This is a genomic window from Oceanithermus profundus DSM 14977 (assembly GCF_000183745.1).
Classification (GTDB): Bacteria; Deinococcota; Deinococci; order Deinococcales; family Marinithermaceae; genus Oceanithermus; species Oceanithermus profundus.
Window position 1 is genome coordinate 804,818 of sequence record NC_014761.1, and the last position, 26,414, is coordinate 831,231.

Sequence of the window (26,414 nt, forward strand, 5' to 3'; positions counted from 1 at the left end):
GGAGGGGGAAGAGGAATGAACGGAGCGGAAGCGATACTCGAAGCCCTGGCGCGGGAAGGCGTGGAGGTGATCTTCGGGGTGCCGGGCGGGGCGAACATGCCCATCTACGACGCCATGTACGACCGCCCCGAGTTCAAGCACGTCCTGGGTCGCCACGAGCAAGGTTCGATCCATGCGGCCGAAGGCTATGCGAGCAGCTCGGGGCGGACCGGCGTCGTTTTCGCGACCAGCGGTCCGGGCGCGCTCAACCTGGTCACCGGGCTGGCCGACGCCCTCATGGACTCGGTGCCTATCGTGGCCATCACCGGCCAGGTGGCCCGGGCGGCCGTGGGCACCGACGCCTTCCAGGAGGCCGACGTGACCGGCGTGACCATGCCCATCACCAAGCACAACTACCTGGTGCAGGACGTGAACGAGATCCCCCGCATCGTCAAGGAAGCCTTCCTCATCGCTTCCACGGGCCGGCCGGGCCCGGTGCTGATCGACGTGCCCAAGGACGTTCAGCTCGAAGAGTTCACCGGCAGTTTCGACGTGCAGCCGCGGCTCGCGGGCTACCGGCCCACGACCAAGGGGCACCCCCGCCAGCTGGAGAAGGCGTTGTCCGCGCTTCGCGACGCCGAGCGTCCGGTCATGATGGTCGGCGGCGGCGGGCACAATGCGGCCGAGGCGCTGCGGCGGTTCGCCGAGAAGTCGGGGATCCCGGTGATCACCACGCTCAAGGGGCTGGGCGTGCTGCCCGGCGACCATCCACAGGTGCTGGGCATGCCGGGCATGCATGGCACCGTGGCCGCCAACCGCGCGATCCAGCACGCCGATCTGATCCTGGCGATCGGCCTGCGCTTCGACGACCGCATCACCGGCAACATCGCCAAGTTCGCTCCCAACGTCAAGACCTTGATCCACGTGGACATCGATCCGGCGGAGATCGGGAAGGTGGTGGAGACGCACGTCCCCATCGTGGGCGACGCCCGCTGGGTGGCGGAGAAGCTGGCCCAGGCCGCGGAGGCGCTGGCGCTCGAGCCCTGGTGGGAGCGGATCCGCGAATGGCAGCGCAAGCACCCGCTGCCCATGCCGCGCCGCGAACGGCTTTCCTCGCAGGAGGTCATCCGCGCCTTCTGGGAGGCCACCGGCGGCGACGCCTACGTGACCACGGGGGTGGGGCAGCACCAGATGTTCGCCGCGCAGTTCTGGCGGCCGCAGCGTCCGCGCAGCTTCGTCACCTCCGGCGGACTGGGCACCATGGGGTTCGGCCTGCCCGCGGCCGTGGGGGTGCAGGTGGCCCACCCCGGGGCCACGGTGCTCAACTTCGACGGCGACGGCTCCTTCCAGATGACGCTGCAGGAGCTGGCCACCCTCGTCAAGTACCGGCTGCCCGTCAAGACCGTGCTGCTCAACAACGGATACCTGGGCATGGTGCGCCAGTGGCAGGACCTGTTCAACGACAGGCGCTACGCCGAGGTGCACCTCGAGGACTCGAACCCCGACTTCGCCAAACTGGCCGAGGCCTTCGGCGTCAAGGGCTTCACGGTCGAGCGCCGCGAGGACCTGAAGGAAGCGGTGGAGGCGACGCTGGCCCACGACGGACCGGTGCTGGCCGAGTTCCGCGTCTTCCACGAGGAAGGCGTCTTCCCGATGATCCCCGCGGGCGGAAGCGCCGAGGACATGATCATCGAAAACCCCCGGGAGGTGCAGTCGTGAGGCACATCGTGAGCGTGCTCGTCGAGGACCATCCGCGGGTGCTCACCCGCATCACCTCGCTCTTCGCCCGGCGCGGCTTCAACATCGAGTCGCTGGCGGTGGGGAAGACCCACCTGCCCGGGCTTTCCCGCATCTCGATCGTGGTGCTCGGGGACGACCGCACGATCGAACAGGTGGAGAAGCAGCTGAACAAGCTGGTCGAGGTCATCAAGGTGACCGACCATACCGAACCCCACGTCGAGCGCGAGATGGCGCTGGTCAAGGTGCGCACCGAAGGCGTGGAGGAGCGGCTGCAGATCAAGGAGATCGTCGAGGCCTTCCGCGCCCGTCCGGTGGACGTGGGGCGCTCGAGCTCGATCTACGAGGTGACCGGCGACCCCGGCAAGATCGAGGGGTTCATCGCCGGGCTGGAACCCTACGGCGTGCTCGAGGTGATGCGCACCGGCGCGATCGCCATGAGCAGGGGCGAAGCTATACTGAAGCCCAGATTGAAAAAGGAGGCGGTATGAACGTTTACTACGACCACGACGCAGACCTAGGTTTCATTCGCGACAAGAAGGTGGCCGTTCTGGGGTACGGGTCCCAGGGCCACGCCCATGCGCTCAACCTGCACGAGTCGGGGGTGCCGGTCGTCGTCGGTCTGCGTCCGGGTTCGCGGCGCTGGAAGCAGGCGGAGGCGGCGGGGCTCGCCGTGGCCCCCGTAGCCGAGGCCGTGGCCCAGGCGGACGTGGTCATGATCCTGCTGCCCGACGAGGTGCAGGCCCGGGTCTACCGCGAGGCCGTCGAGCCCAACCTCAAGGAGGGGGCGGCGCTCGTCTTCGCGCACGGTTTCAACGTGCACTTCGGCCAGATCCGGCCGCGGGCCGACCTGGACGTCTGGATGGTGGCCCCCAAGGGCCCCGGGCACCTGGTGCGCAGCGAGTACCAGGCGGGACGCGGGGTGCCGGCGCTCGTGGCGGTGCACCAGGACGCCTCGGGTTCGGCGCTGCCCACGGCGCTGGCCTACGCCAAGGGCATCGGGGCGACGCGGGCCGGGGTGATCCCCACCACCTTCGCCGAGGAGACCGAGACCGACCTCTTCGGCGAGCAGGCGGTGCTTTGCGGCGGCGCCAGCCAGCTGGTGGCCTACGGCTTCGAGACCCTGATCGAAGCGGGGTACAAGCCCGAGATCGCCTACTTCGAGGTGCTCCACGAGCTCAAGCTGATCGTCGACCTGATGTACGAGTCGGGGCTTGCGGGGATGCGCTACTCGATCTCGAACACCGCCGAATACGGCGACTACACCCGCGGGCCGGTCGTCATCGGCCCCGAGGTCAAGGAGCGCATGAAGGAGGTGCTGCGCCAGATCCAGGAGGGCGAGTTCGCGCGCGAATGGGTGCTGGAGAACCAGGCCGGCCAGGCGGTGCTCGAGGCCAAACGCCACAAGTGGGCCCAGCACCCCATCGAACAGGTGGGCCCCAAGCTGCGGGCGATGATGCCCTTCCTCAAGGCCCACGTAAGCGAGGAGGACGTAGGCGATGCGACGGATTAAGATCTTCGACACCACGCTGCGCGACGGCGAGCAGTCGCCGGGGGTGGCCCTGAGCCCCGACGAGAAGGTGGCCATCGCCAAGCAGCTCGCGCGTCTGGGCGTGGACGTGATCGAGGCCGGCTTCCCGATCGCCAGCCCCGGCGACTTCGCGGCGGTGCGCCGCATCGCCGAGGAGGTGGAAGGTCCCACCATCGCGGCGCTGGCGCGCACGGCCAAGGCCGACATCGAACGCGCCGCCGAGGCGATCGAGCCCGCGGCCAGGCGGCGGATCCACACCTTCATCGCCACCAGCCCGGTGCACATGGAGAAGAAGCTGCGCATGACGCCCGACGAGGTGGTGGAGAAGGCCGTCTGGGCGGTGAAGTTCGCACGCGGTTTCGTGGACGACGTGGAGTTCTCGGCCGAGGACGCCGGCCGCAGCGACCCCGACTTCTTGGTGCGCATCTTCGGCGAGGCGATCGCCGCGGGGGCGACGACGATCAACATCCCGGACACCGTGGGCTACCAGGTGCCCTGGAAGTTCGCCGAGCTGGTGGGCTACATCATCGAGAACACCCCGGGGGCCGACGGGGTGGACTGGTCGGTCCACACCCACGACGACCTGGGCATGGCCGTGGTCAACAGCCTGGCGGCGGTGCGCGCCGGGGCCACCCAGGTGGAGTGCACCATCAACGGCATCGGCGAGCGCGCCGGCAACGCCAGCCTGGAAGAGGTGGTGATGGCGCTCTACACCCGGCGCGACTTCTTCGAGGCCGAGACCGGCGTGAACACCCGCGAGCTCTACCGCACCAGCCAGCTGGTGAGCCGCCTGACCGGCATGGTGGTGCCGCCCAACAAGGCGATCGTGGGGCGCAACGCCTTCGCGCACGAGTCGGGCATCCACCAGGACGGCGTCCTCAAGGCGCGCGAGACCTACGAGATCATGAACGCCGAAATCGTCGGGCGCGAGGCGGCGGTGATGGTGCTGGGCAAGCACTCGGGCCGCCACGCCTTCAAGAAGGCGCTCGCGGAGCTGGGGTACGAGATCGGCGACGAGGAGCTGAAGCCGCTGTTCGCGCGCTTCAAGGAGATCGCCGACCGCAAGAAGCAGGTCACCACCGAAGACCTGATCGCCCTGGTCGAGGACGAGCGCACCCGCGCACCCGAGATGTTCAAGCTGCTCGACCTGCAGGTGCACTCGGGGCTGGCGCTCACCCCGGTGGCCACGGTCAAGGTCAAGACCCCGGACGACGAGGTGACCGAGGCGGCCACCGGCGACGGTCCGGTGGACGCGGTCTACAAGGCGATCAGCCGTGCGGTGGGGCTTTCCCCGACGCTCGAGCGCTACCGCATCGAGGCCACCACCGGGGGCACCGAAGCGCTGGGCGAGGTGATGGTGCGGCTGCGCCAGGGTTCGGTCGTCGTGACCGGCCGCGGGATCGCCCCCGACATCGTCGAGTCGTCGGCGCGGGCCTACCTGGACGCGCTCAACAAGCTGGTCTCGGGCGTGGGCGCGCGCGAAGCGATCGAGGCGCCGTAGGACCGCCATGCCGCCACGTTTGAGCGAGATCGAGGACTGGGTGCTCAAGACCGAGGCGCGCCTGGGGGCCACCGTCGAGCCCGACGCCCAGCGCATCTTCGCCGCCTACCACCGGGTCCTCCGCTGCTTCGCCCGCGACCTCGACGACCCCCGCGACGCGGCGCTTTCGCGCGCGGCGGCGCTGATGCTGGTGCAGGAGCTCCTGCTGCAAAAGGAGGGGCGCAGCGGCTGTGAATGAGGCGAAACCGCTGGCGGGGGCGCGGATCGAGCTTCTCGACACCACCCTGCGCGACGGCACCCAGGCCGAGGGCGTGACCCTCTCGGTGCGCGACAAGATCGCCGTGGCCGAGGCCCTGGCCGCTTTCGGCGTCGACCTGATCGAGGGCGGTTGGCCGGGGTCGAATCCGCGCGACGCCGACTTCTTCGAGGCGATGAAAGGGCGGACGCTGCCCGGCGGCGCCCGGCTGACCGCCTTCGGCGCCACCCGCCGCCGCGACCTCGCCCCCGAGGACGACCCCTCCCTGGCCGCTCTGCTGGAAGCCGAGACGCCGGTGGTGACGCTCTTCGGGAAGTCGTGGACGCTGCACGCGCGCGAGGCTTTGGGGGTGAGCCTCGAGGCCAACCTGGCGATGATTCGCGAATCGGTCGCCTTTCTGCGGGCGGCGGGGCGGCGGGTGGTCTACGACGCCGAGCACTTTTTCGACGGCTACGCCGAGGACCCCGCCTACGCCCTGGCCACGCTGGAGGCGGCCGCCGAGGGGGGCGCGGACACGCTGGTCCTCGCCGACACCAACGGCGGGCGGCTGCCCGAAGAGGTGTTCGCGGCGGCGGCGGAGGTGGTGCGGCGTTTTCCCGGGCGCACCGTGGGGGTGCACACCCACAACGACGCCGAACTGGCCGTGGCCAACAGCCTGGCGGCGCTGCGCGCCGGCGCGCGGCACCTGCAAGGCACCGTGGGCGGCTACGGCGAGCGCGCCGGCAACGCCAACCTGACGAGCCTGATCCCCACCCTGGTGCTCAAGTACGGGGCCGAGCTTAAGGCGGCGGACCGGCTGGAGGGCCTGCGCGAGCTGGCCCACTTCGTGGACGAGCGCGCCAACCAGACCCCGAACCGCCGCGCCCCCTACGTGGGCGACGCCGCCTTCGCGCACAAGGGCGGCGTGCACGTTTCGGCGGTGCTCAAGAACCCGCGCACCTACGAACACGTCGAACCCGAGCGGGTGGGCAACCGGCGGCGCTTCTTGGTCTCCGACCTCTCGGGGCGTTCGAACCTGCTGGCCAAGCTGGCCGAGGCGGGCCTCGAGCTCGCCAAGGAGGAGGCGGGGCCGCTGCTCGAGGAGGTCAAGGCGCTCGAGCGCGACGGCTACGCCTTCGAGGGCGCGGACGCCTCGTTCTTCCTGCTGGCGCGCCGGCTGCGCGGCGCCCCCGAGCCCTTCCGCGTCGACGCCTTCCGCAGTTGGACGGGCGGGGACGCCCACGGCCGCTGGCAGGCGGAGGCCACCGTGCAGCTTACCGTTGCGGACCGTTCGGTCCACACCGCGGCGACGGGTCAGGGCCCCGTGGGCGCCCTCGACAACGCCCTGCGCAAGGCGCTGCTCAACTTCTTCCCCGAGCTGGAGGCGGTGGGGCTGGCCGACTACAAGGTGCGGGTGCTGGAGGGGCAGGAGGCCGGCACGGCCAGCGTGGTCCGCGTCCTCGTCGAGATGAAGGGCTCCGAGGGGCGCTGGAGCACGGTCGGCGCCAGCGCCAACGTGATCGAGGCCTCGCTCAAGGCGCTGGGCGACGGCTACGCCTACGCGCTCGTGCGGGCGGGGCTAGCGTAGGTACCCCAACCACTCGGGAAAGCGCTCGGACAGGTAGCGGTAGAGGGCCTCCCACGAGTCGAACTGCAGTTCCCCGCGGTCGTCTTCGCGCAGGCGGATGCGGATCGGCGCCTCGGGGGCCTTGTGGACTTCGATCTCGAACCGCCATTCTTGGGAACGAGGGTCCGGACGCTTCATGGCCCCAGCCTAGGAGGCCTGCGTCACAAGCCCGTCACAAGTCCGCCCCGTCGCAGACCGTGCGGTAGACGAAGGTGGCGGCCAGCCGCCGGCGCGCGGCCGGACGGAGCCCGGCGCGCAGGCGGCGCAGCTCGTCGCAGGCCTTCCGCGACCAGGGCGCGCCGCGGGCGTGAAAGCGCGCGTAGACGGCCCAGATCAGGGGCCGGTCGGGCACCCCGACCGGCCAGTCGTGGCTGGCCCGCAGCGCCTCCCCGCTGAGCCGCTGCGCCAGCCGCGTCCGCCCCGACGCCGCGGCCGCCAGCGCCGCGTAGGCGAGGCTGCGAGCCAGGTGACCGCGTTCGCCGCGGGCGCGCCAGTGCCGGGCGGCCCGCCTGAACCAGCGCAGCGCCTCCTCGTGGTCGCCGCGGCGCAGGTGCAGGTAGCCCCAGGTGTGGTAGGTGTGCCCCAGCTTGGCCTGGTCGCCGATGCGGCGCTGCACCGCGAGGGCCGTCCGCAGATCGGACTCCGCCTCGGCGAAGGATCCCAGCTCGATGGAGGCCCAGGCCCGCTCGGAACGGGCGAGGGCGGCGTCCTTTTCCAGGTGCAGTTCGTCGGCGCGCCTGACCGCGGCGTCGAAGGCGCGGTAGGCGCCGGCGTGGTCGCCGAGCTTCAGCGCCGCCAGGCCCTCGAGCTCGAGGGCGTCGAGCTCGCCCCCGTAGTCGCCCAGCCGGCGCGCCGCCCGCCGCAGCGCCCGCGCTTCGCGCAGGACCCAGGGGAACTCGCCCCGCAGCCAGCGGCCGGTGGCGCGGTCGGCGCGGATGCGCAGGGTGAGCACGCCGTCGCCCACCGCCTGGGCCTCTTCGAGGGCGCGGGCCTGGAGGGCGTCGCCGGTTTCCTTCTCCCCCAACCGGAAGTAGAGGGCGGCCAGGTTGCGCAGCGTGCGCGCGGCGCCCTGGTGATCCCCGATCTGCAGGTAGGCGTCGAGCGCCTGCTCCAGCTCCGCCAGCTGGGCTCCCGGGTCGCCGTGACGGTAGTAGATCCAGGCGAGCAGGAAGTGCGCGCGCGCCTGGCAGGCGCGGTCGCCCTCGCGCAGCGCCCGCGCCAGCCCCGCGCGCGCGGAGGCCAGGGCCCGGGGGTAGTCGCCGCGCTGCAGCAGGGCCTCGGCGATCAGGAGGCGGCTGCGGGCGCCCACGGTTTCCGCGAGCTGCTCGAGCCGCTCGCGGCCCGCCTCGTCCAGCCGGCCGAGCCGCAGGTCCAGCTCCAGCAGGTCGAGCTCGAGCTCCTGCCGCAGCCGGGGGTCGAGGGCTTCGGCGAGGTGCAGCGCCCGCAGGTAGTAGGCGCGGGCCGAAAGCGGGTCGTGGGGCGCGCGCCGCGCCGCGGCGATGAAGCCCTGGGCCGCGCGCTCCGCGAGGCCTGCCTCCTGCCAGTGCTCCGCGGCCTGGGCGTGGCGCCCTTGGGCCTCGAGCGTGCGGGCCCAGGCGCGGTGGTAGGTGCGGGCCAGCGAGGGGTTCAGCGTCTCCAGGACGAGGGCGCGCAGGTGCTCGTGGGCGGGGGCGTAGCCGTGCGCACGGTCCACGGTGAGCTGGCGCTCGCGCAATTCTTCGAGGTGCCGCGCCGCTTCCAGCTCGGGCACCCCCAGCACCTGCGCCAGGGTTTCGGGGGCGACGGGGCTGCGCGCGACGCAGACCAGCTCGAGCGTCCGCTTCAGGGGACCGTCGAGGGCGTGGAGCCGGGCCCAGAGGGTTTCGCGGATGCTGCGGGGGATGGGCAGTTCGCGGTAGTCCTCGGTCGTGCGGTCGTAAGGAGTGGACCAGCCCTCCCCGCGCAGCCGCAGCTCTCCGCGGGCGAAGAGGTGGCGCAGCGTCTCGAGGACGAAGAAGGGGTTGCCGCCGGTGGCGGAGTGCAGCCTGCGGGCGAAGAGGCGGGCGCCGTAGCGCTGATGGGCGAGCCGCTGGATCAGTTCGTGTACCGCGGCCTCGTCGAGCGGGGGCACCTCCAGCCGCGCCAGGTCGTCCTCCAGGGGTTCCAGCCAGTCGGCAACCGGGCCCGGGGGGATGGGGCGGCGCACGGTCAGCACCGCCTGCACGCCCGCACGGGAAGCGGCCGGCAGCAGGTAGGCGAGCAGCTCCACGGCTGCGGGGTCGGTCCACTGCAGGTCGTCCCAGACGAGCACCGGACCGGCCAGAGCCAGGAGCACCCGGCTCAGGCCCTCGAGGAAGCGGGTGCGGTCGGCGGCGCCCTGCAGCGGTCGGCCGGGGGCGGGGAGGCGGTGGGGCAGGAGGCGGCCGGCCTCGCGCAGCCAGACGGGGTCGAGTTCGGGAAGGCCCTGCAGCTCCAGGGCGCGGTCGAGCGCCCGGGCCACGCCCGCGAAGGGAAGGGCGCGGCTGGAGGCGGGGTGTTCGATGATCAGCCGCCCGCCCAGGCGCGCGAGGTGCTCGCCGGCGAGGCGCGTCTTGCCGCTGCCCGCCTCGCCGAGCAGCAGGACCGGCTGCGGGTGCAGCCGCTGGAGCTCCCGCAACAGCGCTTCGCGCCCCACCAGCGGCGGATCGGCCAGGGTCTCGGGCACCGGAGCCGCGGCCGGGCGCGCGGGGGTCTTGCGCTCGGCGAGTTCGCGGTAGAGCCGTTCGGTTTCGGGGTCGGGCTCGAGCCCCAGCTCGCGTTCGAGCCGCTCGCGGTACTGGCGGTAGAGGCGGTCCGCCTCGGGCCAGCGGCCCGAGCGCGCCAGCAGCCAGAGCAGGCGGCGGTGGGCCTCTTCGTGAAAGGCGTCCGCCTCGACGACGGTCCGCCACAGCTGCGCCGCCGGTTCGAGCCGCCCCTCCGCCTCCAGCTCGAGCGCCCTCCGCGATAAGGCCAGGACGTAGCGGTCCGTCCAGGCCTCGCGCTCGAGCGCCAGCCAGTCCTCGAAGGCCTCGGCGCCGCTCAACGCGAAGCCGTCCATGAAGGGGCCCCGCCAAAGGCGCAGCGCCTCGGGCCAGGCGCCGCGCTCGAGCGCGGCGCGGAAGCGGGCCGCGTCGCTCTCGACCCCCTTCAGCCGCACGGCTTTGCGGTCGCTTTGCAGAAAGGAACCCAGCGGGCCGCGTTGGAGCCGGTAGAGCTCCTGGCGCAGCCGGTGCCGGGCCGTGGCCTCGGGGGCGTCCCAGAGCAGCGCCGCCAGGCGGCCGCGGGGCACGGCCTCTTCCTGGAGCGCCAGGAAGGCGATCAGGGCCGTTGCCCGCGCCGTGGGCAGGTGGACCCGCGCCCCACCGCACCACAGCTCGGGCGGGCCGAGCAGCAGGATCCGGCATCCGTGAGCCACGTCACTTTCATTTTAGGGAGCCTCTTACCTTTTCGCAGGGGGCAAACGTCGCGCCCGCTCGACCTCGATCACGAAACGCAGCAGGCGCAGCGCCCGCGGCCAGCGCTTGGGGTCGAGCCCGACGCGCAGCAGCCACTCGATCCCGAGCCGGCGCGACCAGACCGGGGTGCGGCGGGCCTCGCCGGCGAGCACGTCGAGGGTGCCGCCCACGCCGATCATCACCGGAACCCCGAGCCGCGGCTTGTGGCGCCACAGAAAGGTCTCCTGGCGCTCGCCCATCCCCGCGAGCAGCAGGTTGGCGCCGCTGCGCGCCACCGCCTCAATCACCGGATCCGCGCGATCGAAGTAGCCGTGGTGCGTCCCCGCGACGCGGACCCCGTGCGCCTCCGCGGCGGCCGCGGCGCGTTCGGCCACCCCCGGACGGCCGCCGAGCAGGAAGACGTTGAGCTGCGGGCCCAGCTCCTCGAAGAGCCGCAGCGTGAGGTCGATGCCGGTCACCCGTTCGGCGAGGCGCAGCCCCAGCAGGCGCCGCGCGGCCCAGAGGACGCCCACGCCGTCCGGGGTCACGAGCTCCGCCTCGCGCAGCGCCCGCCGCAGTTCGGGGTCGCGGCGGCTGCGGACGACGATCTCGGGGTTGAGGGTCACCACCTGCACCGGCCGGGAGCCTTCGAGGTGCGCGCGCACCCAGGCCGCGGCCTGGGGCATCGTGACCGGGTCCAGGGGCAGGCCGAGCAGTTCGACGCGGGTGGCGTTCATCGTTCCGGAACGAAGCGGTAGAGGCGGCCGAAACGGCCCCGCGCGGTGCCCCGGAGCACCGGCAGGCTGCGGTCGGCCCCCACCCAGCTGGCGACGACGAGGTCATCGGCGAACCCCATCCCTTGCAGGAAACGGCCCGAGGCCGAGCCGACCAGCGCCTCGAGCGGGTCGGGGGCGGCGCCCAGCAGGGCGGCGCTCAGCCGCGCCGCGTCGCCGAGTTCGCAGGTCTCCCGGCCGGCGGAGAGCGCCCGCACCATCAGGCCCGCCGCCAGCGCGTCGTCGAGCGCTTCGGCGCCGCGGAAACCGGCGCAGACGAAGGTGATCTGTTCCGCGTCGAGGGTGCGCAGCCGCTCCACGAGCGCCGGGGCGTTGCGCAGCGAACCCAGCCAGACCCCCTCGCCGCGGTCGATGCGCTCCAGAGCGGCCGGCAGGTGGTCGCTGGTGTAGTAGACCCGCCGCCCCGCGACGTCCAGCCGCGCGAGGGCGGCGGGCGAGGTGCCGTGGTGGAACCCCTCGGGCGGCAGCCCCTCCTTCTCGCCCAGGAGCAGGTCGTCCGGTTGCGCGACCTCGCGCACCGCGCGGGCGTGGCGGGTCACCCAGACCTCGCGGGCGCCTCGCTCGAGCAGGAGGCCGATCGAGGTGGTGGCGCGCAGGACGTCCACGACCACGATCGGTTCGTCGCCGTAGGGGGGGTTGGGGGTCAGGTCGACGCGCAGGCGCATGTCGTTAGCGATTGTAACCGAGGGCCTCAGTCGCGGAGCAGCAGCGCCGGCCCTTCTTCGAGCGGGGGCAGGTCGTCGAGGCTGGCGAGGCCGAAGAGCTCGAGGAAGCGTTGGGTGGTGGCGTAGAGCCGCGGGCGGCCCACCACGGGTTTTTCGCCCACGGCCTCGACGAGGCCGCGCTCGAGCAGCCCCTCGAGCACCCCGTCCGAACTCTTCCCCCGCATCGCCTCGATCTCGGGGCGGGTGATCGGCTGGTGGTAGGCCACGATGGCCAGCACCTCGAGCGCCGCCGGGCTCAGCCGCGGAGCGCGCGGGCGCAGGACCCGCTGCACCCGGTCGACGAAGCGGGGGTGGACGATGAGCCGCCAGCCCCCCGCCACCTCTTCGAGCGCCACCCCGTAGCCGCCGTCTTCGAGAAGGCGGCCCAGCTCGCCGACGAGGCGGCGGATTTCCTCTTCGCCGCGCTCCAGCCCACGGGCCAGCTCGCGGTTCGAAAGCGGCCTGCCGGCGGCGAAGAAGACGGCCAGCAGTTCCGCCAGCGCCGCGTTCATGCCCCCTCCAGCAGCCGGCGCACGTCCGCCGCCGGCACCGCTCCCTCGCGCAGGATGCGCGGTACGGTCAGGTCGACCACGGTTGACGCTTCGGTGCCCCCCGCCTCGCCGGGGTGAATCCGGTCCACCCAGTCAGCGTACCGCAGGGCGTCCCGGTAGCGCAGGACCGGCGGGCGGCCGCTGGGGTTGAGGCTGGTGGCGGCGGCGTAACCCCCTGCCCGCGCGAGCAGCCGCCGCAGCTCGGGGTCGGCGGGCAGGCGCAGGCCGACCTTGCCCTCGTGCACGCAGGCTTCGGGGGCCTCGGGCCCCGCGGGAACGACCAGGGTGAGCGCCCCGGGCCAGAACGCCCGGGCGAGGCGTTCGAACGGCGCCGCGTCCCAGCCGGGGTCCAGCAGCCGGCGCGCCGCGGCCAGGTCCGCGACCAGCAGCTGCAGCGGCTTCGCGGGGTCGCGCCCCTTGACCCGGTAGATGCGGGCCAGCGCCTCGGGGCGGTCGGCCCGGGCCAGCAGGCCCCAGGTGGTGTCGGTCGGCCAGGCGAGCAGGCCGCCGCGGCGAAGGGTGTGGAGGCTGAGGTCAAACTCGGACGGCATCGTCGTTTCCTAAGGTATACTATCGGTTAAGATGCCTCTGTATCACTACCGTGCCAAGGACCGCCAAGGGCGCTCCATCGCCGCGACGATCGAAGCCGACGACATCCGCACCGCGGCCAAGATCCTGCGCGAGAAGGGCTACTTCATCTCGGAGCTGAAGGAGCCCGGCAAGGGCCTCCAGGCCGAGATCAAGATCCCCGGCCTCGAGCGCGGTCCGGGGCTCAAGGACGTGGCCATCTTCAGCCGCCAGCTGGCCACCATGCTCTCGGCGGGTCTGCCGATCGTGCAGGCGATCGCCATCCTCGAGCGGCAGACCGAGAACAAGGCCTTCCAGAAGCTTCTCAAGGAGATCCGCACCGACGTGGAAGGGGGCTCGAGCTTCAGCGACGCGCTGACGAAGCACAAGGTCTTCAGCCGCCTCTACGTCAACCTGGTGCGCGCGGGGGAGACCTCGGGCACCCTGGACGGCGTCCTCGACCGCCTGGCCACCTTCCTGGAAAAGGACCTCGAGCTGCGCGGCAAGATCAAGTCGGCGATGACCTACCCGGTGATCGTCCTCGTCTTCGCGCTTCTCGTCACCTACTTCCTGCTCACCGGCATCGTCCCTCAGTTCGCCCAGATCCTCACCGACCTGGGTTCGGAGCTGCCGCTGCTCACCCGTTTCCTCATCACCGTCTCCGACATCCTCCGCAACGGAACGCTCTACCTGATCGTGGTCGCGGTGATCGTGGGCTTCGCCTACCGCGCCTACTACCGCACCGAGCGCGGGCGGCGCGTCGTCGACCGCATCAAGCTGCGCATGCCCGTCTTCGGCAACCTCAACAAGAAGAGCGCGCTGGCGCGCTTCAGCCGCACCTTCGGCCTGCTCGTCTCGAGCGGCGTCAACGTGATCGAGGCCATGGACATCACCCGCGGCACCGCCGGCAACGCCATCATCGAAGACATCCTCGAGGAGACCAAGGAGGCGATCCAGGTGGGCGAGCCCATCCACTCGACGCTGCTGCGTTACCCGCAGGTCTTCCCGCCGATGGTGGCTTCGATGATCGCCATCGGTGAGGAGACGGGCGCCCTCGACACCATGCTGCAGAAGATCGCCGACTTCTACGAACGCGAGGTCGACGAGGCCGTGGCCAGCCTGACCGCCGCGATCGAGCCGATCATGATCATCTTCCTGGGCGCCATCGTGGGGACGATCGTGGCCGGCATGTTCCTCCCGCTCTTCCAGATCATCAACACCCTTTCGGCGGGGTAGCCCCCGATCCGGCGGGACCGCGAACGGCGCGCACGGCGCGCCGTTCGCCGTTGCGTGGGTTAAGATGGGCGCGGTATGGACGCCGTAACGATCGCCCGCCGCGTCCGCACCGGGGAGCTCGACCCCGGGGACGTCCTGAACGAGACGCTCGCGCGCATCGAGCGCTTCGACGCCCAGGTGCACGCCTTCCTGACCCTCAACCCCGAGGCCGAGGCCGAGGCCGAGGCGGTGCGGCGCCGCGTCGCCGCCGGTGAGGACCTTCCGCTCGCGGGCGTGCCCGTGGCGGTGAAGGACAACCTGACGACCCGCGGCCTGGAGACGACCTGCGCCTCCGGCGTCCTCGAAGGTTTCGTGCCGCCCTACGACGCGGCGGCGGTGGAGCGCCTGCGCGCCGCCGGCGCGGTCCTCGTGGGCAAGACCAACCTCGACGAGTTCGCCATGGGCTCGTCCACCGAACACTCGCATTTCGGCCCCACCCGCAACCCCTGGGACCTCGAGCGCGTTCCCGGAGGGTCGTCGGGGGGTTCGGCCGCGGCCGTCGCCGCCGGTTACGTGCCCGTGGCCGTCGGCTCCGACACCGGGGGCTCGGTGCGCCAGCCCGCGGCCTTCACCGGAACCCTGGGCTTCAAGCCCACCTACGGACGCATCTCGCGTTACGGCCTCGTCGCCTTCGCCTCCAGCCTCGACCAGGTCGGCACCTTCGCCCGCAGCGTGGCCGACCTCGCGCGGATCAGCCGGGTGCTCATGGGCCACGACCCCCGCGACGCCACCAGCCTGACGGCGGCGCCGCCGCGCCTCGAGCCCGATCCCGAACGCGGCCGCGGCTACACCCTCGGCGTCGTCCGCGAAACCCTGCAGGAGGGGAACAGCCCCGGGGTGCTGGACGCGCTCGAGCGCTTCCGGGCGGTGCTCGAGGCCGAGGGGGTGCGCTTCGTGGAGGTCGGCCTGCCCAGCCTGCGCCACGCCCTCGCCGCCTACTACCTGGTGGCCACCGCCGAGGCGAGCAGCAACCTGGCCCGTTACGACGGAGTCCACTACGGCGCCCGCGCCGAAGCCGGGGACGTGCGGGCGCTGATGCGCCGGACGCGGGAACGCGGGTTCGGGGCCGAGGTCAAGCGCCGCATCCTGATGGGCACCTTCGCGCTCTCCTCGGGTTACTACGACGCCTACTACGGCCGCGCCCTCAAGGCGCGCCGCCGCATTGCCGCCGAGTTCGCGCAGGCCTTCCACGAGGTGGACCTGCTCGTCACCCCCACGACCCCGACCCCGGCGTTCCGGCTTGGGGCCAAGCTGGACGACCCGCTGGAAATGTACCTCTCCGACGTGGACACCGTCGCGGTCAACCTCGCGGGGCTGCCCGCGCTCTCCCTCCCCGCGGGTTTCGAGGAAGGGTTGCCGCTGGGGGTGCAGCTCATCGCCCCCGCGCTCGCCGAGGACCGCCTCTTCGACCTCGCGGCGCTCTTCGAGCGGGCGACCGACGGCGCCTACCGGCAGACGGCGCCGCTCGACTGATCATGGTGCCCGTCGAGTACCGCATGGCCGCCCGGGTGGCGCGCGCGCTGCGCGAAGCCGGCGAACCCCGGCCCGCGCGCGAGCTCGCCTACCGCGCCCTGGCCATGCCTTCGACGGCCCCGGCCCAGCTGGAACGCGTCATCGAGCCGGTCCTCGACGGCCGTTTCTTTCGGGAGGAAGACGCCCTGGGGCTCTGGGAGTGGCGCTACGGTTTCCCCCAGGAGGGCGAGGCGCTGGTGGTGCTCGACCTGGAGACGACGGGGCTCTCCCCGAGCGAGAACGAGATCATCGAGATCGCCCTGATGCGCGTCGAGCCCGGCCGCGTCGAACGGTTCGCCCGTCTGGTCAACCCCGGGTCGCCGATTCCGCCGTTCATTACCCGGCTCACGGGGATCTCCAGCGCCGACGTGGCCGACGCGCCCGACGTCTACACGGCGCTTGAGGAGGCGCTTCCGTACCTGGAGGGCGCGGTCCTCGTCATCCAGAACGCCCCCTTCGACCTGGGCTTTTTGCGCCCGCGCGCCTGCCGCCTGGGTGTTAAGATACATAACGAAGTCATCGATACCGTGCAGTGGGCCAGGCGCGCACTGCCGCGAATGAGGCGAAGAGGGTTGGACCATTTGATCAGGGCGTTTGAAGTTTCCATTGAAACCGGGGCGCGGCACCGCGCGCTCGGGGACGTCGAGGCGACCTGGACGGTGGCGCGGGAGATGTACTACATCCTCACCGCCGGCGAGCCGCGGCGGGTGCTGGAGGTATAGATGCGGGCCAGGTACGTGGTGACCAGTACGTGCATTCAATCGGGGACGATCCGCCTCACGCTTTCGCTGCGCCAGATGCTCTCGGGGCGCGAGCGGGTGACCTGCCAGGACGAGGACGGCGAACGGCTCGACTGCACCGTGGACTGGGTGCGCGGGGTGCTCGACGGCCTCGAGCCCTACTTCGAAAAGCGCCGCCTGCAGGTGAACGACGTGATCTGGCTCACCCTGGACGGCGAGGTGCTGGCCCTGGAGGCCGCCGCGGCGCGCAAGGTGCGCCCGCGGCCGGCGGCGCGGCCCGTCGAGGCGGGGCCGCCCGCGGAGAAGAAGGTCGCCGTTCCCGTCGAGGCCCGCACCCCGAAGAGCCCGGACCCGGTCCCGGAGCCGCCCAAACGGGTGCGCGTCACCCCGCACGTGGGCGAGAAGAAGCGGGCCGCCAAGCCCGCGTTCGTGCAGGCGCTGGAGGCGCTGGAGCTCAAGCACGTGCCGGCCGATGGGCACGACCTCTTCCGCGCCTACCTGGGCCGCCGCGAGTACACTTTGGCGCTGGGCCGCTTCGGCGAGAGCGAACCCGCCGACCTGTTGGCGCTCCGGCGCACCGGCCGCGCCGACTTCGCCGGCCTGGTGGTGCCCGAAGCGCGCCTCGCCGCCGCGGCCGAAGAGCTGGGGGGCGTGCGCCTGGCGCTCGTCTCGCCCGAGGCGCTTTCGCAGCTGGTGGCCCTCAAGAAGCTCTTCCCGGTGGGGCCGGTCGAGCTCGAGCGGCTCCTGCGCGAGGGGCGCGTGGACGCAGACGCGGTCACCCGCCTGGCCGACGAGGTGCGGCGCTGGGTAGGCGAGCGCGCCGCCTTCTCGGCGGTGCTGCTGGCGCTCGCCGAGTACACCCGGCAGCAGGTCTTCTTCCCCGAGGACGTGCTCGCCAACCTGGGCGAGGGCAGCTGGGACCGCGAGACGGTCTGGAACGTCCTCGAGGCGCTGGCCGGCCCGCCCTTCCTGCTGCTGGAAAAGAGCGGCGCGGGCGAGTACCTGCTGCGCGAGCCGGTGGCCGACAACCTGGCCCACCTGGCCGAGTACGCGCTCTCGCTGCGGGCCCGCATCGCCGGCGACTGACGCTCCGAAAAACCCCGTAAGGGAGGGTGCGCACCCTCCCTTACGTCGTTCCGGGTTCCGGCCGCCCCCAGACGTGGTTGAACCCCTCGGCCGCGCGCACCCGCAGGTCGCGCAGGGCGCTCTTGTCGGGTCCGGTGCGGTGCAGCGCCACCCGCACCATCGCCTCCGGGTCGCCGGGCAGCTCCCAGTAGGGGGCGCCGCTCTCCTCGCAGAAGGCCTTCACCTTGGGGTCGTAGCTGCCGCCGGCGTAGGGGGTGCCGGCGGCCGCGGCGAGGATGAGGCCGTGGAGCCGGAGCGAGAGGACGTAGCCCGCCTGGGCGATCCAGTAGAGCACCCGCCGCGGGTCGCCGCTGAGCTCGCGGGTGAAGCCGTCGAAGAGTTCGAGCGCCGGCTCGTCGAAACCCGGCTGGAAGCCCAGCACCAGCACCTCGTAGCCCAGCGCCGCGAGCCGCTCGGCCACTTCGCGCAGGCGCAGGTTGGCCTCGTGCGGCACCCGGGCGCGGGGGACGACGACGACCAGCCCCTCCTCGCGGCTCACGCGCGGCGGCTCGAGCAAGAGCGCCGCGTCGGCGCCGAGGCGCAGGCGGTCGGGCGGTGCGCCCAAACTGCGGGCTAGCTCCAGCGAGGCGCGGTCGCGCACCACGACCGCGCGGCTGCGCCGCAGCGCCGGTGCGGTGAAGCGGCGGCCCCAGGGGCTGAGCGGCCCCAGCGACTGGCCGAAGATCCAGGTGGGCTTGTTCAGGGCCTGGGCCAGGTAGACGAGGCCCAGGTAGTAGGCGAGGCTGCGGTTCGAGGTCCTGTTCTGAAGCAGCCCGCCCCCGCCCGAGAGCAGCCCCTCGGCGCGGGCGAGGGCGGCGAGCGCCGCGGGCTTCGTCCGGGGCACGGCCTCCACCCCGTGCAGTTCCGCGGTGGCCTGGGGGTCGGCCGAGAGCACCACGGGCTCCACGCCCCGCCGGCGCGCCTCGCGCACCAGCGCCAGCAGGATCGCCTCGTCGCCGGCGTTGGCGAAGCCGTAGTAGCCGCTTAGCGCGACCACCATCGGCGCACCGCCCAGACGCCCGCGGCCAGCGCGAGCCCGAGGACCAGCCCCACCACCGCCCCGTTCACCGTCCGCGCCAGCGAAACGAAGAGCGGCGAGTGGTAGTGGCTGAAGGTGTTGAGGATCGAGGCCTCGGCCAGCGCCGCGAAGGCGAGCAGGCCCGCGTGCACCCAGCGGGGCCAGGGCTGGGTCAGCGCCAGCACGGCGACGGCGTGGCCGAAGATCTCCTTGAAGCGGGGGCGCACCATCCAGTCCTGCAGCAGCGCCCGCAGCTGCAGCTCGAGCCCCGGCACCCACTCGGTGTTGCCGCGCCGCAGCAGCACCACCGCGAGCGCCACCAGCGCCACCAGCGCCAGGGCCACCTCGCCGAGCCGCACCCGGTGTTCCCAGGCCGTGGCGATCAGCCCGCGCAGGTCGCGGTCCTTGGGCAGCCCCGCCAGCGCCACCAGCAGCGGCGGCACCACCAGCGTGAGCAGCACCCCCTTGAAGGGCACCAGGCCGGTGATCGTCTGGGTGTTCGAGCCCAGCGCCGCCAGGAAGGCCGCCCCGACGAGGGCGTAGCCCAGCGCCGCGAGCCAGGCCGCAAGCCCCCGGCGGTACTGCACGAAGCCCAGCGGGGCGAAGACGAGGGCCGCGAGCAGCGGTCCCGCCGCTCCGCCGGCGTAGGCGAAGCCGCCCAGCAGCAGGCCCAGCGCCAGCAGCGCCCCGAGGGGCTGCGGGAAGGCGAGGGCCAAGAGGCCCAGCCCCGCGAGGACGCCCACCCAGGCGAACCGGGCGTAGGCCGGGGGTTCCAGGGTGCGCGGCGCGGGTTCGCCCAGCGCGATCCCGCTCGCCTTCAGCCCCTGCTCGACGCGGCGGATGAAGCGCTCGGTCTTCTCGGGGTCGGGCCAGGGGCGGAAGTAGAGGATCTGGTGCCCGCGTTCGCGCGCCGCCAGCAGGTACTTTTCGGCGGCGGCCTCAGGGCTGAGCTTGAGCTGCCACTCGGCCTGCAGGCTGAAGACGCGCAGCGTCGGGTGGTCCAGCGCGATCCGCAGCAGCCCTTTTTGCTGCGCGCCCTCGACGAAGCCCACCGGAACGGTGATCAGCCGCGCCGTCGCGTCCAGGCGGTCGGGGTAGCCGAGCACCTCCTCGCCGGCGAAGACGACGGCCTGGACCGGTTCGGGCAGCGGCGGCGGCCAGCTGCGCAGGCGGTCGTTGTAGGGGCGGTAGACGATGTAGTTGCCCTTGCGGTAACGCTCGAGGATGAAGCCGCGGTCCGGCCCCAAGGGCATCGTGAGCACGTCCTTGGGGAAGCCGATCCAGACCCGGTCGAGCCAGGCGACGCGGTGCTGGGGCAGCGTCCAGGCCTTTGCGATCCGCTCGAGCTCCTCCGGATCCCGCGGCGAGAGGTAGAACCAACCGGGCTCGAAGCCGCCGCCCGGGTGGATGAGCCGCAGCAGGTTGCCGTCGGCGTAGATCGCCTTGCCGCGCTCGACCCAGTCCTGGGTGCGCAGCTCGTAGACGCCCAGGCCGCGCACCCCAAGGTCGCGGTAGCGGTCGAGCAGGTCGTCCAGGTCGAGGCCGCGCAGCCGCGCCTCCTCGCGCACCGCCTGGCCGTCGAGGGTGAGCACCACCGGGCCGGGGCGCTCCACCTGCCAGCGGGCGTGGAGCGCCGCCAGCGAGGGCAGCAACGCGAGCGCCATCAGCAGGTGCAGGAACTTCTTCACGCGGCCCCCAGGATGCGGTGGATCCGGCTCGTCAGCATCTCGAGCGCCGGTTCGTTGTGCCCGCCGTGGGGGATGATCACGTCCGCGAAGCGCTTGCTGGGTTCCACGAAGGCGATGTGCATGGGGCGGACGAAGTTCAGGTACTGCTCGATCACCGACTCGGGGCTGCGTCCGCGCTCGTCCACGTCGCGGCGCAGGCGGCGGATGAAGCGCACGTCGGGGTCGGCGTCGACGAAGACCTTGAGGTGCATGCGGCGGCGCAGCTCGGCGTCGTAGAGGGCGAGGATGCCCTCGAGCACCACGACCGGCGCCGGGCCCACGGGCTTGGTCTCGCGCGCGCGGGTGTGCTCGACGAAGGAATAGAGCGGGCTCTCGACCGGCTCGCCGCGCACCAGCCGGCTCAGGTGGTCGATCAACAGGGGCATGTCGAAGGCGTCGGGGTGGTCGTAGTTGATCCGGGTGCGTTCTTCGAAGGTCAGGTGGTCCTGGTTCTTGTAGTAGTTGTCCATTTGCAGCAGGGCCACCCGGTCCTTGCCCACCACCTCGATCACCCGGCGGGTGACCGTCGTCTTGCCGCTGCCGGTGCCGCCCGCGATGCCGATGACGAATCGTTCCATGCCGTTCCCCTTTATACCAGCCGCCGGCGTGAGCCGGATGGGGCCGCGCCGGACGTGCTTGACAGCGGCGGCCGCAGCCGCTAGACTTCGCCCTAACCGCGCCGAGCGCGGCCAAAATCCGGTGCGTTCTCTTATCCAGAGCGGTGGAGGGACCGGCCCTGTGAAACCGCGGCAACCGGTGGGGAAACCCACGCCTTGGTGCCAATTCCGGCCCGCGCGAGCGGGAAAGATAAGGGAAAGGGCAACCCCTTTCCTGATGTCTTCGAGAGAGCGAACGGAAAGGGGAGTTTTCTTTCCCCGGAAAGGAGCAGGTATGCCCGAGTACCGGTACGCAACCCTAGCGCTGCACGCAGGCTACGACCCCGAGCCCGGAGGCCCCCGGCAGGTTCCGGTGGCCCAGTCCACCAGCTTCGTCTTCGAAAGCGCCGAACACGCCGCCCGGCTGTTCGCGCTCGAGGAGGCGGGGCCCATCTACACCCGCATCGGCAACCCCACGGTGGCGGTGCTGGAGGAACGGCTCGCCGCCCTCGAAGGGGGCGCGGCGGGGCTGGCCGTGGCCTCGGGCCACGCCGCCCAGTTCCTGGCGCTCACCGCGGTGCTGCAGGCGGGCGACAACCTGGTGAGCCTGCCCGGCCTCTACGGGGGCACGGTCAACCAGTTCAAGGTCACCCTCGCCCGCCTGGGCATCGAGACCCGTTTCACCAGCCCCGAGGCGCGCCCCGAGGAGTTCCTGGCACTCACCGACGGGAGGACCCGGGTCTGGTACCTGGAGAGCCTCGCCAACCCGGCCCTCCACGTCCCCGACTTCGACGCCATCGCCGAGGCCGCCGAGGAAGCGGGGGTGGCCGTCTTCGTGGACAACACCTTCGGGATGGGCGGCTACCTCTTCCGGCCGCTCGAGCACGGAGCGGCGGCGGTGCTGCACTCGGTCACCAAGTGGATCGGCGGCCACGGGGCGGCGATCGCCGGCGCGCTGGTCGACGGCGGCCGCTTCGACTGGGCGAACGGCCGCTATCCGCTCCTCGACACCCCCCAGTCCAGCTACCACGGCCTGGTGCCCACCGAGGCGTTCCAGCCGGCGGTGCTGGCCACCGCGGCCCGGGTGGGCGGGTTGCGCGACGTGGGGCCGGCGCTCAGCCCCCACGACGCCTTCCTGCTCCTGCTCGGCGTCGAGACCCTGGCCCTCCGGGCCGAGCGGCACGTGCAGAACACCCTCGAGCTGGCGCACTGGCTGCGGGCGCGGCCCGAGGTGGACTGGGTCAACTACCCGGGGCTCGAGGACCACCCCAGCTACGCGCGGGCCCAGCGCTACTTCGGCGGCCGTCCGGGGGCGGTGCTCACCTTTGGCCTCCGCGGCGGCTACGACGCGGCGGTGCGCCTGCTCGGCCGCCTCGAGCTCGTCAGCCACCTGGCCAACGTGGGGGACACCCGCACCCTGATCATCCACCCCGCCTCCACCACCCACGCCCAGCTCGCGCCCGAAGCGCTGGAGGCCGCCGGGGTGGCGCCGGAGATGCTGCGCCTCAGCGTCGGCCTCGAGGACCCGGACGACCTCAAGGCCGACCTGGCGGCGGCGCTGGAGGGGTAGGGTGGCGACGCTCGTCTACGAGGAGATCGGGGAGCACGAGGTGCGGGCGCTGCTTCCGGAACCGGCCGCGGGGGATCTGCGCCCGCGGCCGCGGCGGGCGCGTCTGGGACGGTTCACATTGGAGGGCGGCGCTTCGTTGCCCGCGCTGCAGCTTCGCTACGAAACCTACGGCGCCCTCAGCCCCGCCCGCGACAACGCGGTCGTCGTCTTCCACGCGCTCACCGGTTCGGCCCACGCCGCCGGCGTCTATGCGGCCGAGACCCTGGCGGCCCTCTCGCCCTACGAGCGCGCCTTCGGGGCGCGGGGCTGGTGGAACGAGGTGGTGGGGCCGGGGCGGGCGCTCGACACCGGCCGCTACTTCGTGGTGAGCATGAACGTGCCCGGGAGCTGCTACGGCTCGAGCGGGCCGCACGAAGACCCCGGCTTCCCCCAGCTTTCGCTGCGCGACATGGTGCGGGCCCAGGCCGCCCTGCTCGACCACCTGGGCGTGCCGGCGGCGCGCGTGGTCGGGGGCAGCATGGGCGGCATGCTGGCGCTTGAGTTTGCGCTCACCTTCCCGGAGCGCACCCAGGCGCTGGCCGTCTTCGCCGCGCCCGCGCGGCAGGGCCCCTGGGCGCGCGCCTGGCAGCACCTGCAGCGCACCGCGGCGCGCCGCGGCGACCTGGCGCTGGGTCGGGCGCTGTCGATGCTCAGCTACCGTCACCCCGCCGGCTTCGAGCAGCGCTGGGCGGACGACCCGGTTCAGGCCGAGCGCTACCTCGACCATCAGGGCGCGAAGTTCACCCGACGGTTCTCGGCCGCCAGCTATGCGCTGCTCACGCGGGCGATGGACGCCCACGACGTGGGGCGGGGCCGCGGCGGGCTGGAGGCGGCCCTCGCCCGCCTCAGCGCTCCGGCGATCTTCGTGGGCATCGACAGCGACCTGCTCTACCCCGCCGCCGAGGTGCGGCGCACGGCCGCCGCGGCGCGCTCCGAATACGCCGAGATCACGAGCGCGCACGGACACGACGGCTTCCTGATCGAAAGCGACCAGGTCAGCCGGATCTTGCGCGCCTTCGGGTTTTGACGCGCAGGTAGGCGATGAGCGCCAGCCCCAGCGCCAGGGCCGAGAACCAGGGGGCGTGGTTCGGCCGCCCCTCGACGACCGCACGCGCGGTCATCAGCGCCCCGGCGGGGAAGAGGAAGGTGACGGGCACCTGCTCCCCGGGGCGGTAGGGGCCGCCGGTCAGGCGGATGCGCATCGGGGTGGCGGCGCCGAAGTTGGTGACCCCGAAGGGGATGGGTACGGCGCGGACGGTCCGCCAGGCGTCGCCCTCGTGCACCTCGAGCACCCCCTCGCCGCGGTCGGTGGCCACGACCTCGAGCTCGAGCGGGTCGTCCCAGGCGGGGTAGACGATCCGACCCTCCAGGAAGACGCCCTCCGGCGTCCGTACGATGCGCAGCTTCTCCACCATGAAGTCGCCGGCGTGGGCCGCGGCCACGGCGGCCAGCCACGCCAGCAGCACGAGCCCCGTCCGTCGCACTAGAACCGGCCCTTCCGCTCCAGGATGGCGCGCAGGTCGCGCAGCATCGCGGTCTCGTCCTCGACGAGCTGCTGACCGTAGAGGACGCGGATGCGGCCCTCGGGGTCGATCAGCGTCACCGTCGAGGTGTGGTCGATGTAGCCGGAGGCGTCGCTGCGGACGTAGACGAAGAACCCCGCCGCGACCTTGGCGATCGCCTTGGGCGGCCCCGAGAGGCCGACGAAGCTGGGGTGGAACATCTTGGCGTAGCGGTCCATCGCCTCGGGGGTGTCGCGTTCCGGGTCGATGCTGATGGCCAGCACCTGGAGCTGCTCGGGTTCACCCAGCTCGCGGTAGATGTGGGCCAGGTGGTTGAGCGTCAGGGGGCAGACGTCGGGGCAGTGGGCGTAGCCGAAGAAGACGAGGACGACCTTGCCGCGGAAGTCGGCGAGGCTGACCGGGCCCGAGGCGCTTTCGAGCCGGAACTCGGGGGCGGGGCGGGGGTTCTTCAGGACGGTCCCCGAGAGCTCGAGCGGACGCGTGCGCGGCCAGAGCGCCCAGGCGGCGCCCACCGCGGCGAGGAGCAGAAGGGCGAGGATCAGGTTCCGCTGCATCGCGCCCCAGTCTACCCGGCCGCGCCCCGTTCGGCGAGCAGGGCGGCGAGGCCCGCCTCGTCGAGCACCGGCACCCCCAACTCCCGGGCCTTTTTCAGCTTGCTGCCGGCGCCGGGGCCGGCGACGACGTAGCTGGTCTTGCGGCTCACCGAGCCGGCCACCTTGGCCCCCAGGGCCTCGAGTTCCTCTTTCACTTCGCTCCGCGGACGGCTGAGCTCGCCGGTGAGGACGATCGTCAGCCCGGCGAGCGGCTGCTCGGCGGGCTGGGCCTGTTTGGCTTCGAAGCTGACCCCGGCTTCCTTTAGCCGCCGGATCAGGCTGCGCATGCGCTCGTCGGCGAGCGCCCGGCGGATCTCGGCGGCGGTCACCGGGCCGACGTCGGGCACGGCCTCCAGCTCCTCCTCGCCGGCCTCCATCAGCTTCTCGATCGTCCCGAAGCGCCGGGCAAGGGTGCGCGCCAGCGCCTCGCCCACCTGGGGGATGCCGAGGCCGTAGAGGGCGCGTTCCAGCCCCCGGCCCTTGCTCTCCTCGAGCTGCACGAGCAGGTTCTCCGCGCTCTTCTCGCCCATCCGCTCCAGGCCGGCCAGGTCTTCCTTACCGAGCCGGTAGAGGTCGGCGGCGTCCTTCACCAGCCCCTTTTCCAGCAGCTGCTCGATCAGCTTTTCGCCCAGGCCCTGAACGTCCATCGCCCGGCGGCTCGCCCAGTGGCGCAGCTGCTGGAAGGCCTTGGCGGGGCAGAGGGGGTTGGGGCAGCGGTGGATCTTGCCGTCTTCCACTAGATTGGCACCGCATTCGGGACAATGATAGGGGAAGACGATCGGCTCTTCCTTGCCAGTTCGCTTTTCCTTGATTACCCGCAAGATCTCGGGGATGATGCCGCCCGACTTGTGCAGGCGCACGGCGTCGCCCACGCGGGCGTCCAGCTCCTCGATGAAGGCCTTGTTGTGCAGGGTGACGCGGCTGACGGTGGTGCCGTCGAGCTGGACCGGCGTCAGGTGGGCCACCGGGGTGATGCGGCCGGTGCGGCCCACCTGGAAGACGACCTCTTCGATACGGGTTTCCTTTTCCTCGGCCGGGAACTTGTAGGCGACGGCCCAGCGCGGCGACTTGGCCGTGTGACCCAGGCGGCGCTGCGCCTCCAGGTCGTTCACCTTGACGGTCGCCCCGTCGGCTTCGAAGGGCAGCGCGTCGCGGCGGGCGAGCATCTGCCGGTAGGCCTCCTCGACCCCGGCCGCGCCCACGGCGCTCCTTCGGTGGGGCTCTACCGGCAGGCCCAGGGCCTCCAGGCGGTCGAGCAGCTCGAGCTGCGTGCGCGCCCTCAGTTCCGCCGCCCCCTCGCCCACGCCGTAGAAGTAGGCCGCGAGCCGGCGCTCGGCGGCGATGCGCGGGTCCTTCTGCCGCACCGCGCCGGCGGCGGCGTTGCGGGGGTTCTTGAAGGGCAGCTCCCCGGCCTCCTCGCGCGCGCGGTTGAGCTCCAGGAAGACCTCCCGCGGCATGTAGACCTCGCCGCGCACCTCCAGTCGCGGGGGGGCGCCCTCGAGCCGCGAGGGGACGTCCCGGACGGTCAGCAGGTTCTGGGTCACCTCCTCGCCTACCCGGCCGTTGCCGCGGGTGGCGCCCCAGACGAGGCGGCCGCCTTCGTAGAGCAGGTTGATCGAGAGGCCGTCGATCTTGTATTCGAGCGCGTACTCCAGCGGCGGCTCGGTTCCCAGCGCCCGGGCGACGCGCTCCTCGAAGGCGGCGATCTCGTCGGGGCCGAAGGCGTTGTCCAGCGAATAGAGCGGGGTCGGGTGCGTGACCGGCTCGAAGCTGGCGCCCAGCACCCCCGCCCCCACCTGGTTCGTGGGCGAGGCGGGCGAGCGCAGCTCGGGAAAGGCGGCCTCCAGCTCGGCCAGCTCCCGCACCAGCGCGTCGTACTCGGCGTCGGAGATCTCGGGCCGGTCGAGCACGTAGTAGAGGTGGTTGTGACGCCGGATGGCCCAGGTCAGCTCGGCCACCCGCCGCGCGGCTTCTTCCCTCGTCACGGTTTCCAGTATAGGAAGCCGCTTCGGACCCGGATGAGGCCGCCCCTCCGGCCG

At 72.3% G+C, this 26,414-nt stretch carries 24 protein-coding genes and 1 riboswitch; of the genes, 12 read left to right on the forward strand and 12 right to left on the reverse strand.

Annotated elements, in window-relative coordinates; all coding sequences use genetic code 11:
• Positions 1–15: 15 nt before the first annotated feature.
• From ilvB to cimA, 6 genes are read left to right on the forward strand one after another with little or no spacing between them, the layout of a single operon-like run.
• Entirely contained in the window at positions 16–1,698 is a 1,683-nt protein-coding gene (gene ilvB / locus OCEPR_RS04030; RefSeq protein WP_013457428.1) for a biosynthetic-type acetolactate synthase large subunit, read from the forward strand.
• Positions 1,695–2,207: an acetolactate synthase small subunit gene (gene ilvN, locus OCEPR_RS04035; protein ID WP_013457429.1), complete on the forward strand. Its 513-nt coding sequence runs from the start codon at positions 1,695–1,697 to the stop codon at positions 2,205–2,207. The genes ilvB and ilvN overlap by 4 nt, the downstream gene beginning before the upstream one ends.
• A complete protein-coding gene (ilvC, locus tag OCEPR_RS04040) occupies positions 2,204–3,229 on the forward strand; it encodes a ketol-acid reductoisomerase (protein WP_013457430.1) in 1,026 nt (341 codons plus the stop codon). The genes ilvN and ilvC overlap by 4 nt, the downstream gene beginning before the upstream one ends.
• Positions 3,216–4,748: a 2-isopropylmalate synthase gene (locus tag OCEPR_RS04045; protein ID WP_013457431.1), complete on the forward strand. Its 1,533-nt coding sequence runs from the start codon at positions 3,216–3,218 to the stop codon at positions 4,746–4,748. The genes ilvC and OCEPR_RS04045 overlap by 14 nt, the downstream gene beginning before the upstream one ends.
• 7 nt (positions 4,749–4,755) lie before the next feature.
• A complete protein-coding gene (locus OCEPR_RS04050) occupies positions 4,756–4,986 on the forward strand; it encodes a hypothetical protein (protein ID WP_013457432.1) in 231 nt (76 codons plus the stop codon).
• Positions 4,979–6,571: a citramalate synthase gene (gene cimA / locus OCEPR_RS04055; protein WP_013457433.1), complete on the forward strand. Its 1,593-nt coding sequence runs from the start codon at positions 4,979–4,981 to the stop codon at positions 6,569–6,571. Before OCEPR_RS04050 ends, cimA begins: the two co-directional genes overlap by 8 nt.
• On the opposite strand, the gene OCEPR_RS04060 is transcribed toward cimA, so the two are convergent.
• The 6 genes from OCEPR_RS04060 to OCEPR_RS04085 are packed head-to-tail and all read right to left on the reverse strand — an operon-like array spanning position 6,563 to position 12,641.
• Positions 6,563–6,748, reverse strand: a complete 186-nt coding sequence (locus tag OCEPR_RS04060; RefSeq protein ID WP_013457434.1) for a hypothetical protein — start codon at positions 6,746–6,748, stop codon at positions 6,563–6,565. The genes cimA and OCEPR_RS04060 overlap by 9 nt on opposite strands.
• Positions 6,749–6,782: 34 nt before the next feature.
• Positions 6,783–10,022 (reverse strand): ATP-binding protein, encoded by a 3,240-nt coding sequence (locus OCEPR_RS13185; protein ID WP_013457435.1) that lies wholly within the window; start codon positions 10,020–10,022, stop codon positions 6,783–6,785.
• A gap of 24 nt (positions 10,023–10,046) precedes the next feature.
• Entirely contained in the window at positions 10,047–10,778 is a 732-nt protein-coding gene (locus OCEPR_RS04070; RefSeq protein ID WP_013457436.1) for a WecB/TagA/CpsF family glycosyltransferase, read from the reverse strand.
• Positions 10,775–11,500: a 2-phosphosulfolactate phosphatase gene (locus tag OCEPR_RS04075; protein WP_013457437.1), complete on the reverse strand. Its 726-nt coding sequence runs from the start codon at positions 11,498–11,500 to the stop codon at positions 10,775–10,777. The genes OCEPR_RS04070 and OCEPR_RS04075 overlap by 4 nt, the downstream gene beginning before the upstream one ends.
• Positions 11,501–11,526: 26 nt before the next feature.
• Positions 11,527–12,051, reverse strand: a complete 525-nt coding sequence (scpB, locus tag OCEPR_RS04080) for an SMC-Scp complex subunit ScpB (RefSeq protein WP_013457438.1) — start codon at positions 12,049–12,051, stop codon at positions 11,527–11,529.
• Complete coding sequence (locus tag OCEPR_RS04085; RefSeq protein WP_013457439.1) at positions 12,048–12,641, reverse strand: L-threonylcarbamoyladenylate synthase; 594 nt, start codon at positions 12,639–12,641, stop codon at positions 12,048–12,050. Before OCEPR_RS04085 ends, scpB begins: the two co-directional genes overlap by 4 nt.
• A 31-nt stretch (positions 12,642–12,672) precedes the next feature.
• On the opposite strand from OCEPR_RS04085, the gene pilC reads away from it, so the two are divergent.
• From pilC to OCEPR_RS04105, 4 genes are all read left to right on the forward strand, one after another.
• The gene (gene pilC, locus OCEPR_RS04090; protein ID WP_013457440.1) at positions 12,673–13,893 is read left to right on the forward strand and encodes a type IV pilus assembly protein PilC; all 1,221 of its coding nucleotides are present in this window, start codon (positions 12,673–12,675) and stop codon (positions 13,891–13,893) included.
• A gap of 75 nt (positions 13,894–13,968) precedes the next feature.
• Positions 13,969–15,405 carry an Asp-tRNA(Asn)/Glu-tRNA(Gln) amidotransferase subunit GatA gene (gene gatA / locus OCEPR_RS04095; protein ID WP_013457441.1) on the forward strand — a complete coding sequence of 479 codons (1,437 nt, stop codon included), beginning with the start codon at positions 13,969–13,971 and terminating at the stop codon, positions 15,403–15,405.
• Between the two features lie 2 nt (positions 15,406–15,407).
• Complete coding sequence (locus tag OCEPR_RS04100) at positions 15,408–16,166, forward strand: 3'-5' exonuclease (protein WP_013457442.1); 759 nt, start codon at positions 15,408–15,410, stop codon at positions 16,164–16,166.
• The gene (locus OCEPR_RS04105; RefSeq protein ID WP_013457443.1) at positions 16,167–17,270 is read left to right on the forward strand and encodes a hypothetical protein; all 1,104 of its coding nucleotides are present in this window, start codon (positions 16,167–16,169) and stop codon (positions 17,268–17,270) included.
• A 40-nt stretch (positions 17,271–17,310) separates the two neighbouring features.
• On the opposite strand, the gene csaB is transcribed toward OCEPR_RS04105, so the two are convergent.
• The 3 genes from csaB to udk are packed head-to-tail and all read right to left on the reverse strand — an operon-like array spanning position 17,311 to position 20,632.
• Positions 17,311–18,309 carry a polysaccharide pyruvyl transferase CsaB gene (csaB, locus tag OCEPR_RS04110; protein WP_013457444.1) on the reverse strand — a complete coding sequence of 333 codons (999 nt, stop codon included), beginning with the start codon at positions 18,307–18,309 and terminating at the stop codon, positions 17,311–17,313.
• Positions 18,294–20,015: a DUF5693 family protein gene (locus OCEPR_RS04115; protein ID WP_013457445.1), complete on the reverse strand. Its 1,722-nt coding sequence runs from the start codon at positions 20,013–20,015 to the stop codon at positions 18,294–18,296. The genes csaB and OCEPR_RS04115 overlap by 16 nt, the downstream gene beginning before the upstream one ends.
• On the reverse strand, positions 20,012–20,632 hold the full coding sequence (gene udk / locus OCEPR_RS04120; protein WP_013457446.1) for a uridine kinase: 621 nt from the start codon (positions 20,630–20,632) through the stop codon (positions 20,012–20,014). Before udk ends, OCEPR_RS04115 begins: the two co-directional genes overlap by 4 nt.
• A 128-nt stretch (positions 20,633–20,760) precedes the next feature.
• Positions 20,761–20,868: riboswitch (SAM riboswitch) on the forward strand.
• A 77-nt stretch (positions 20,869–20,945) separates the two neighbouring features.
• Between udk and OCEPR_RS04125 the strand changes: the two genes are divergently transcribed.
• On the forward strand, positions 20,946–22,220 hold the full coding sequence (locus OCEPR_RS04125; RefSeq protein ID WP_013457447.1) for an O-acetylhomoserine aminocarboxypropyltransferase/cysteine synthase family protein: 1,275 nt from the start codon (positions 20,946–20,948) through the stop codon (positions 22,218–22,220).
• Position 22,221: 1 nt separating this feature from the next.
• A complete protein-coding gene (locus OCEPR_RS04130) occupies positions 22,222–23,286 on the forward strand; it encodes a homoserine O-acetyltransferase family protein (RefSeq protein WP_013457448.1) in 1,065 nt (354 codons plus the stop codon).
• Here OCEPR_RS04130 and OCEPR_RS04135 read toward each other — a convergent pair.
• From OCEPR_RS04135 to ligA, 3 genes are read right to left on the reverse strand one after another with little or no spacing between them, the layout of a single operon-like run.
• A complete protein-coding gene (locus OCEPR_RS04135; protein WP_013457449.1) occupies positions 23,255–23,743 on the reverse strand; it encodes a hypothetical protein in 489 nt (162 codons plus the stop codon). The genes OCEPR_RS04130 and OCEPR_RS04135 overlap by 32 nt on opposite strands.
• Positions 23,743–24,336: an SCO family protein gene (locus OCEPR_RS04140; protein ID WP_013457450.1), complete on the reverse strand. Its 594-nt coding sequence runs from the start codon at positions 24,334–24,336 to the stop codon at positions 23,743–23,745. The genes OCEPR_RS04135 and OCEPR_RS04140 overlap by 1 nt, the downstream gene beginning before the upstream one ends.
• Before the next feature lie 11 nt (positions 24,337–24,347).
• A complete protein-coding gene (gene ligA, locus OCEPR_RS04145; RefSeq protein WP_013457451.1) occupies positions 24,348–26,360 on the reverse strand; it encodes an NAD-dependent DNA ligase LigA in 2,013 nt (670 codons plus the stop codon).
• Positions 26,361–26,414 lie beyond the last annotated feature (54 nt).

Bases quoted from the DNA above. Each gene is read 5' to 3' on its own strand.
- ilvB (WP_013457428.1), top strand. From the start codon at position 16: ATGAACGGAGCGGAAGCGATACTCGAAGCCCTGGCGCGGGAAGGCGTG.
- ilvC (WP_013457430.1), top strand. From the start codon at position 2,204: ATGAACGTTTACTACGACCACGACGCAGACCTAGGTTTCATTCGCGAC.
- OCEPR_RS04045 (WP_013457431.1), top strand. From the start codon at position 3,216: ATGCGACGGATTAAGATCTTCGACACCACGCTGCGCGACGGCGAGCAG.
- OCEPR_RS04050 (WP_013457432.1), top strand. From the start codon at position 4,756: ATGCCGCCACGTTTGAGCGAGATCGAGGACTGGGTGCTCAAGACCGAG.
- OCEPR_RS04060 (WP_013457434.1), bottom strand. From the start codon at position 6,748: ATGAAGCGTCCGGACCCTCGTTCCCAAGAATGGCGGTTCGAGATCGAA.
- OCEPR_RS04070 (WP_013457436.1), bottom strand. From the start codon at position 10,778: ATGAACGCCACCCGCGTCGAACTGCTCGGCCTGCCCCTGGACCCGGTC.
- OCEPR_RS04075 (WP_013457437.1), bottom strand. From the start codon at position 11,500: ATGCGCCTGCGCGTCGACCTGACCCCCAACCCCCCCTACGGCGACGAA.
- scpB (WP_013457438.1), bottom strand. From the start codon at position 12,051: ATGAACGCGGCGCTGGCGGAACTGCTGGCCGTCTTCTTCGCCGCCGGC.
- OCEPR_RS04085 (WP_013457439.1), bottom strand. From the start codon at position 12,641: ATGCCGTCCGAGTTTGACCTCAGCCTCCACACCCTTCGCCGCGGCGGC.
- pilC (WP_013457440.1), top strand. From the start codon at position 12,673: ATGCCTCTGTATCACTACCGTGCCAAGGACCGCCAAGGGCGCTCCATC.
- gatA (WP_013457441.1), top strand. From the start codon at position 13,969: ATGGACGCCGTAACGATCGCCCGCCGCGTCCGCACCGGGGAGCTCGAC.
- OCEPR_RS04100 (WP_013457442.1), top strand. From the start codon at position 15,408: ATGGTGCCCGTCGAGTACCGCATGGCCGCCCGGGTGGCGCGCGCGCTG.
- OCEPR_RS04105 (WP_013457443.1), top strand. From the start codon at position 16,167: ATGCGGGCCAGGTACGTGGTGACCAGTACGTGCATTCAATCGGGGACG.
- csaB (WP_013457444.1), bottom strand. From the start codon at position 18,309: ATGGTGGTCGCGCTAAGCGGCTACTACGGCTTCGCCAACGCCGGCGAC.
- udk (WP_013457446.1), bottom strand. From the start codon at position 20,632: ATGGAACGATTCGTCATCGGCATCGCGGGCGGCACCGGCAGCGGCAAG.
- OCEPR_RS04125 (WP_013457447.1), top strand. From the start codon at position 20,946: ATGCCCGAGTACCGGTACGCAACCCTAGCGCTGCACGCAGGCTACGAC.
- OCEPR_RS04140 (WP_013457450.1), bottom strand. From the start codon at position 24,336: ATGCAGCGGAACCTGATCCTCGCCCTTCTGCTCCTCGCCGCGGTGGGC.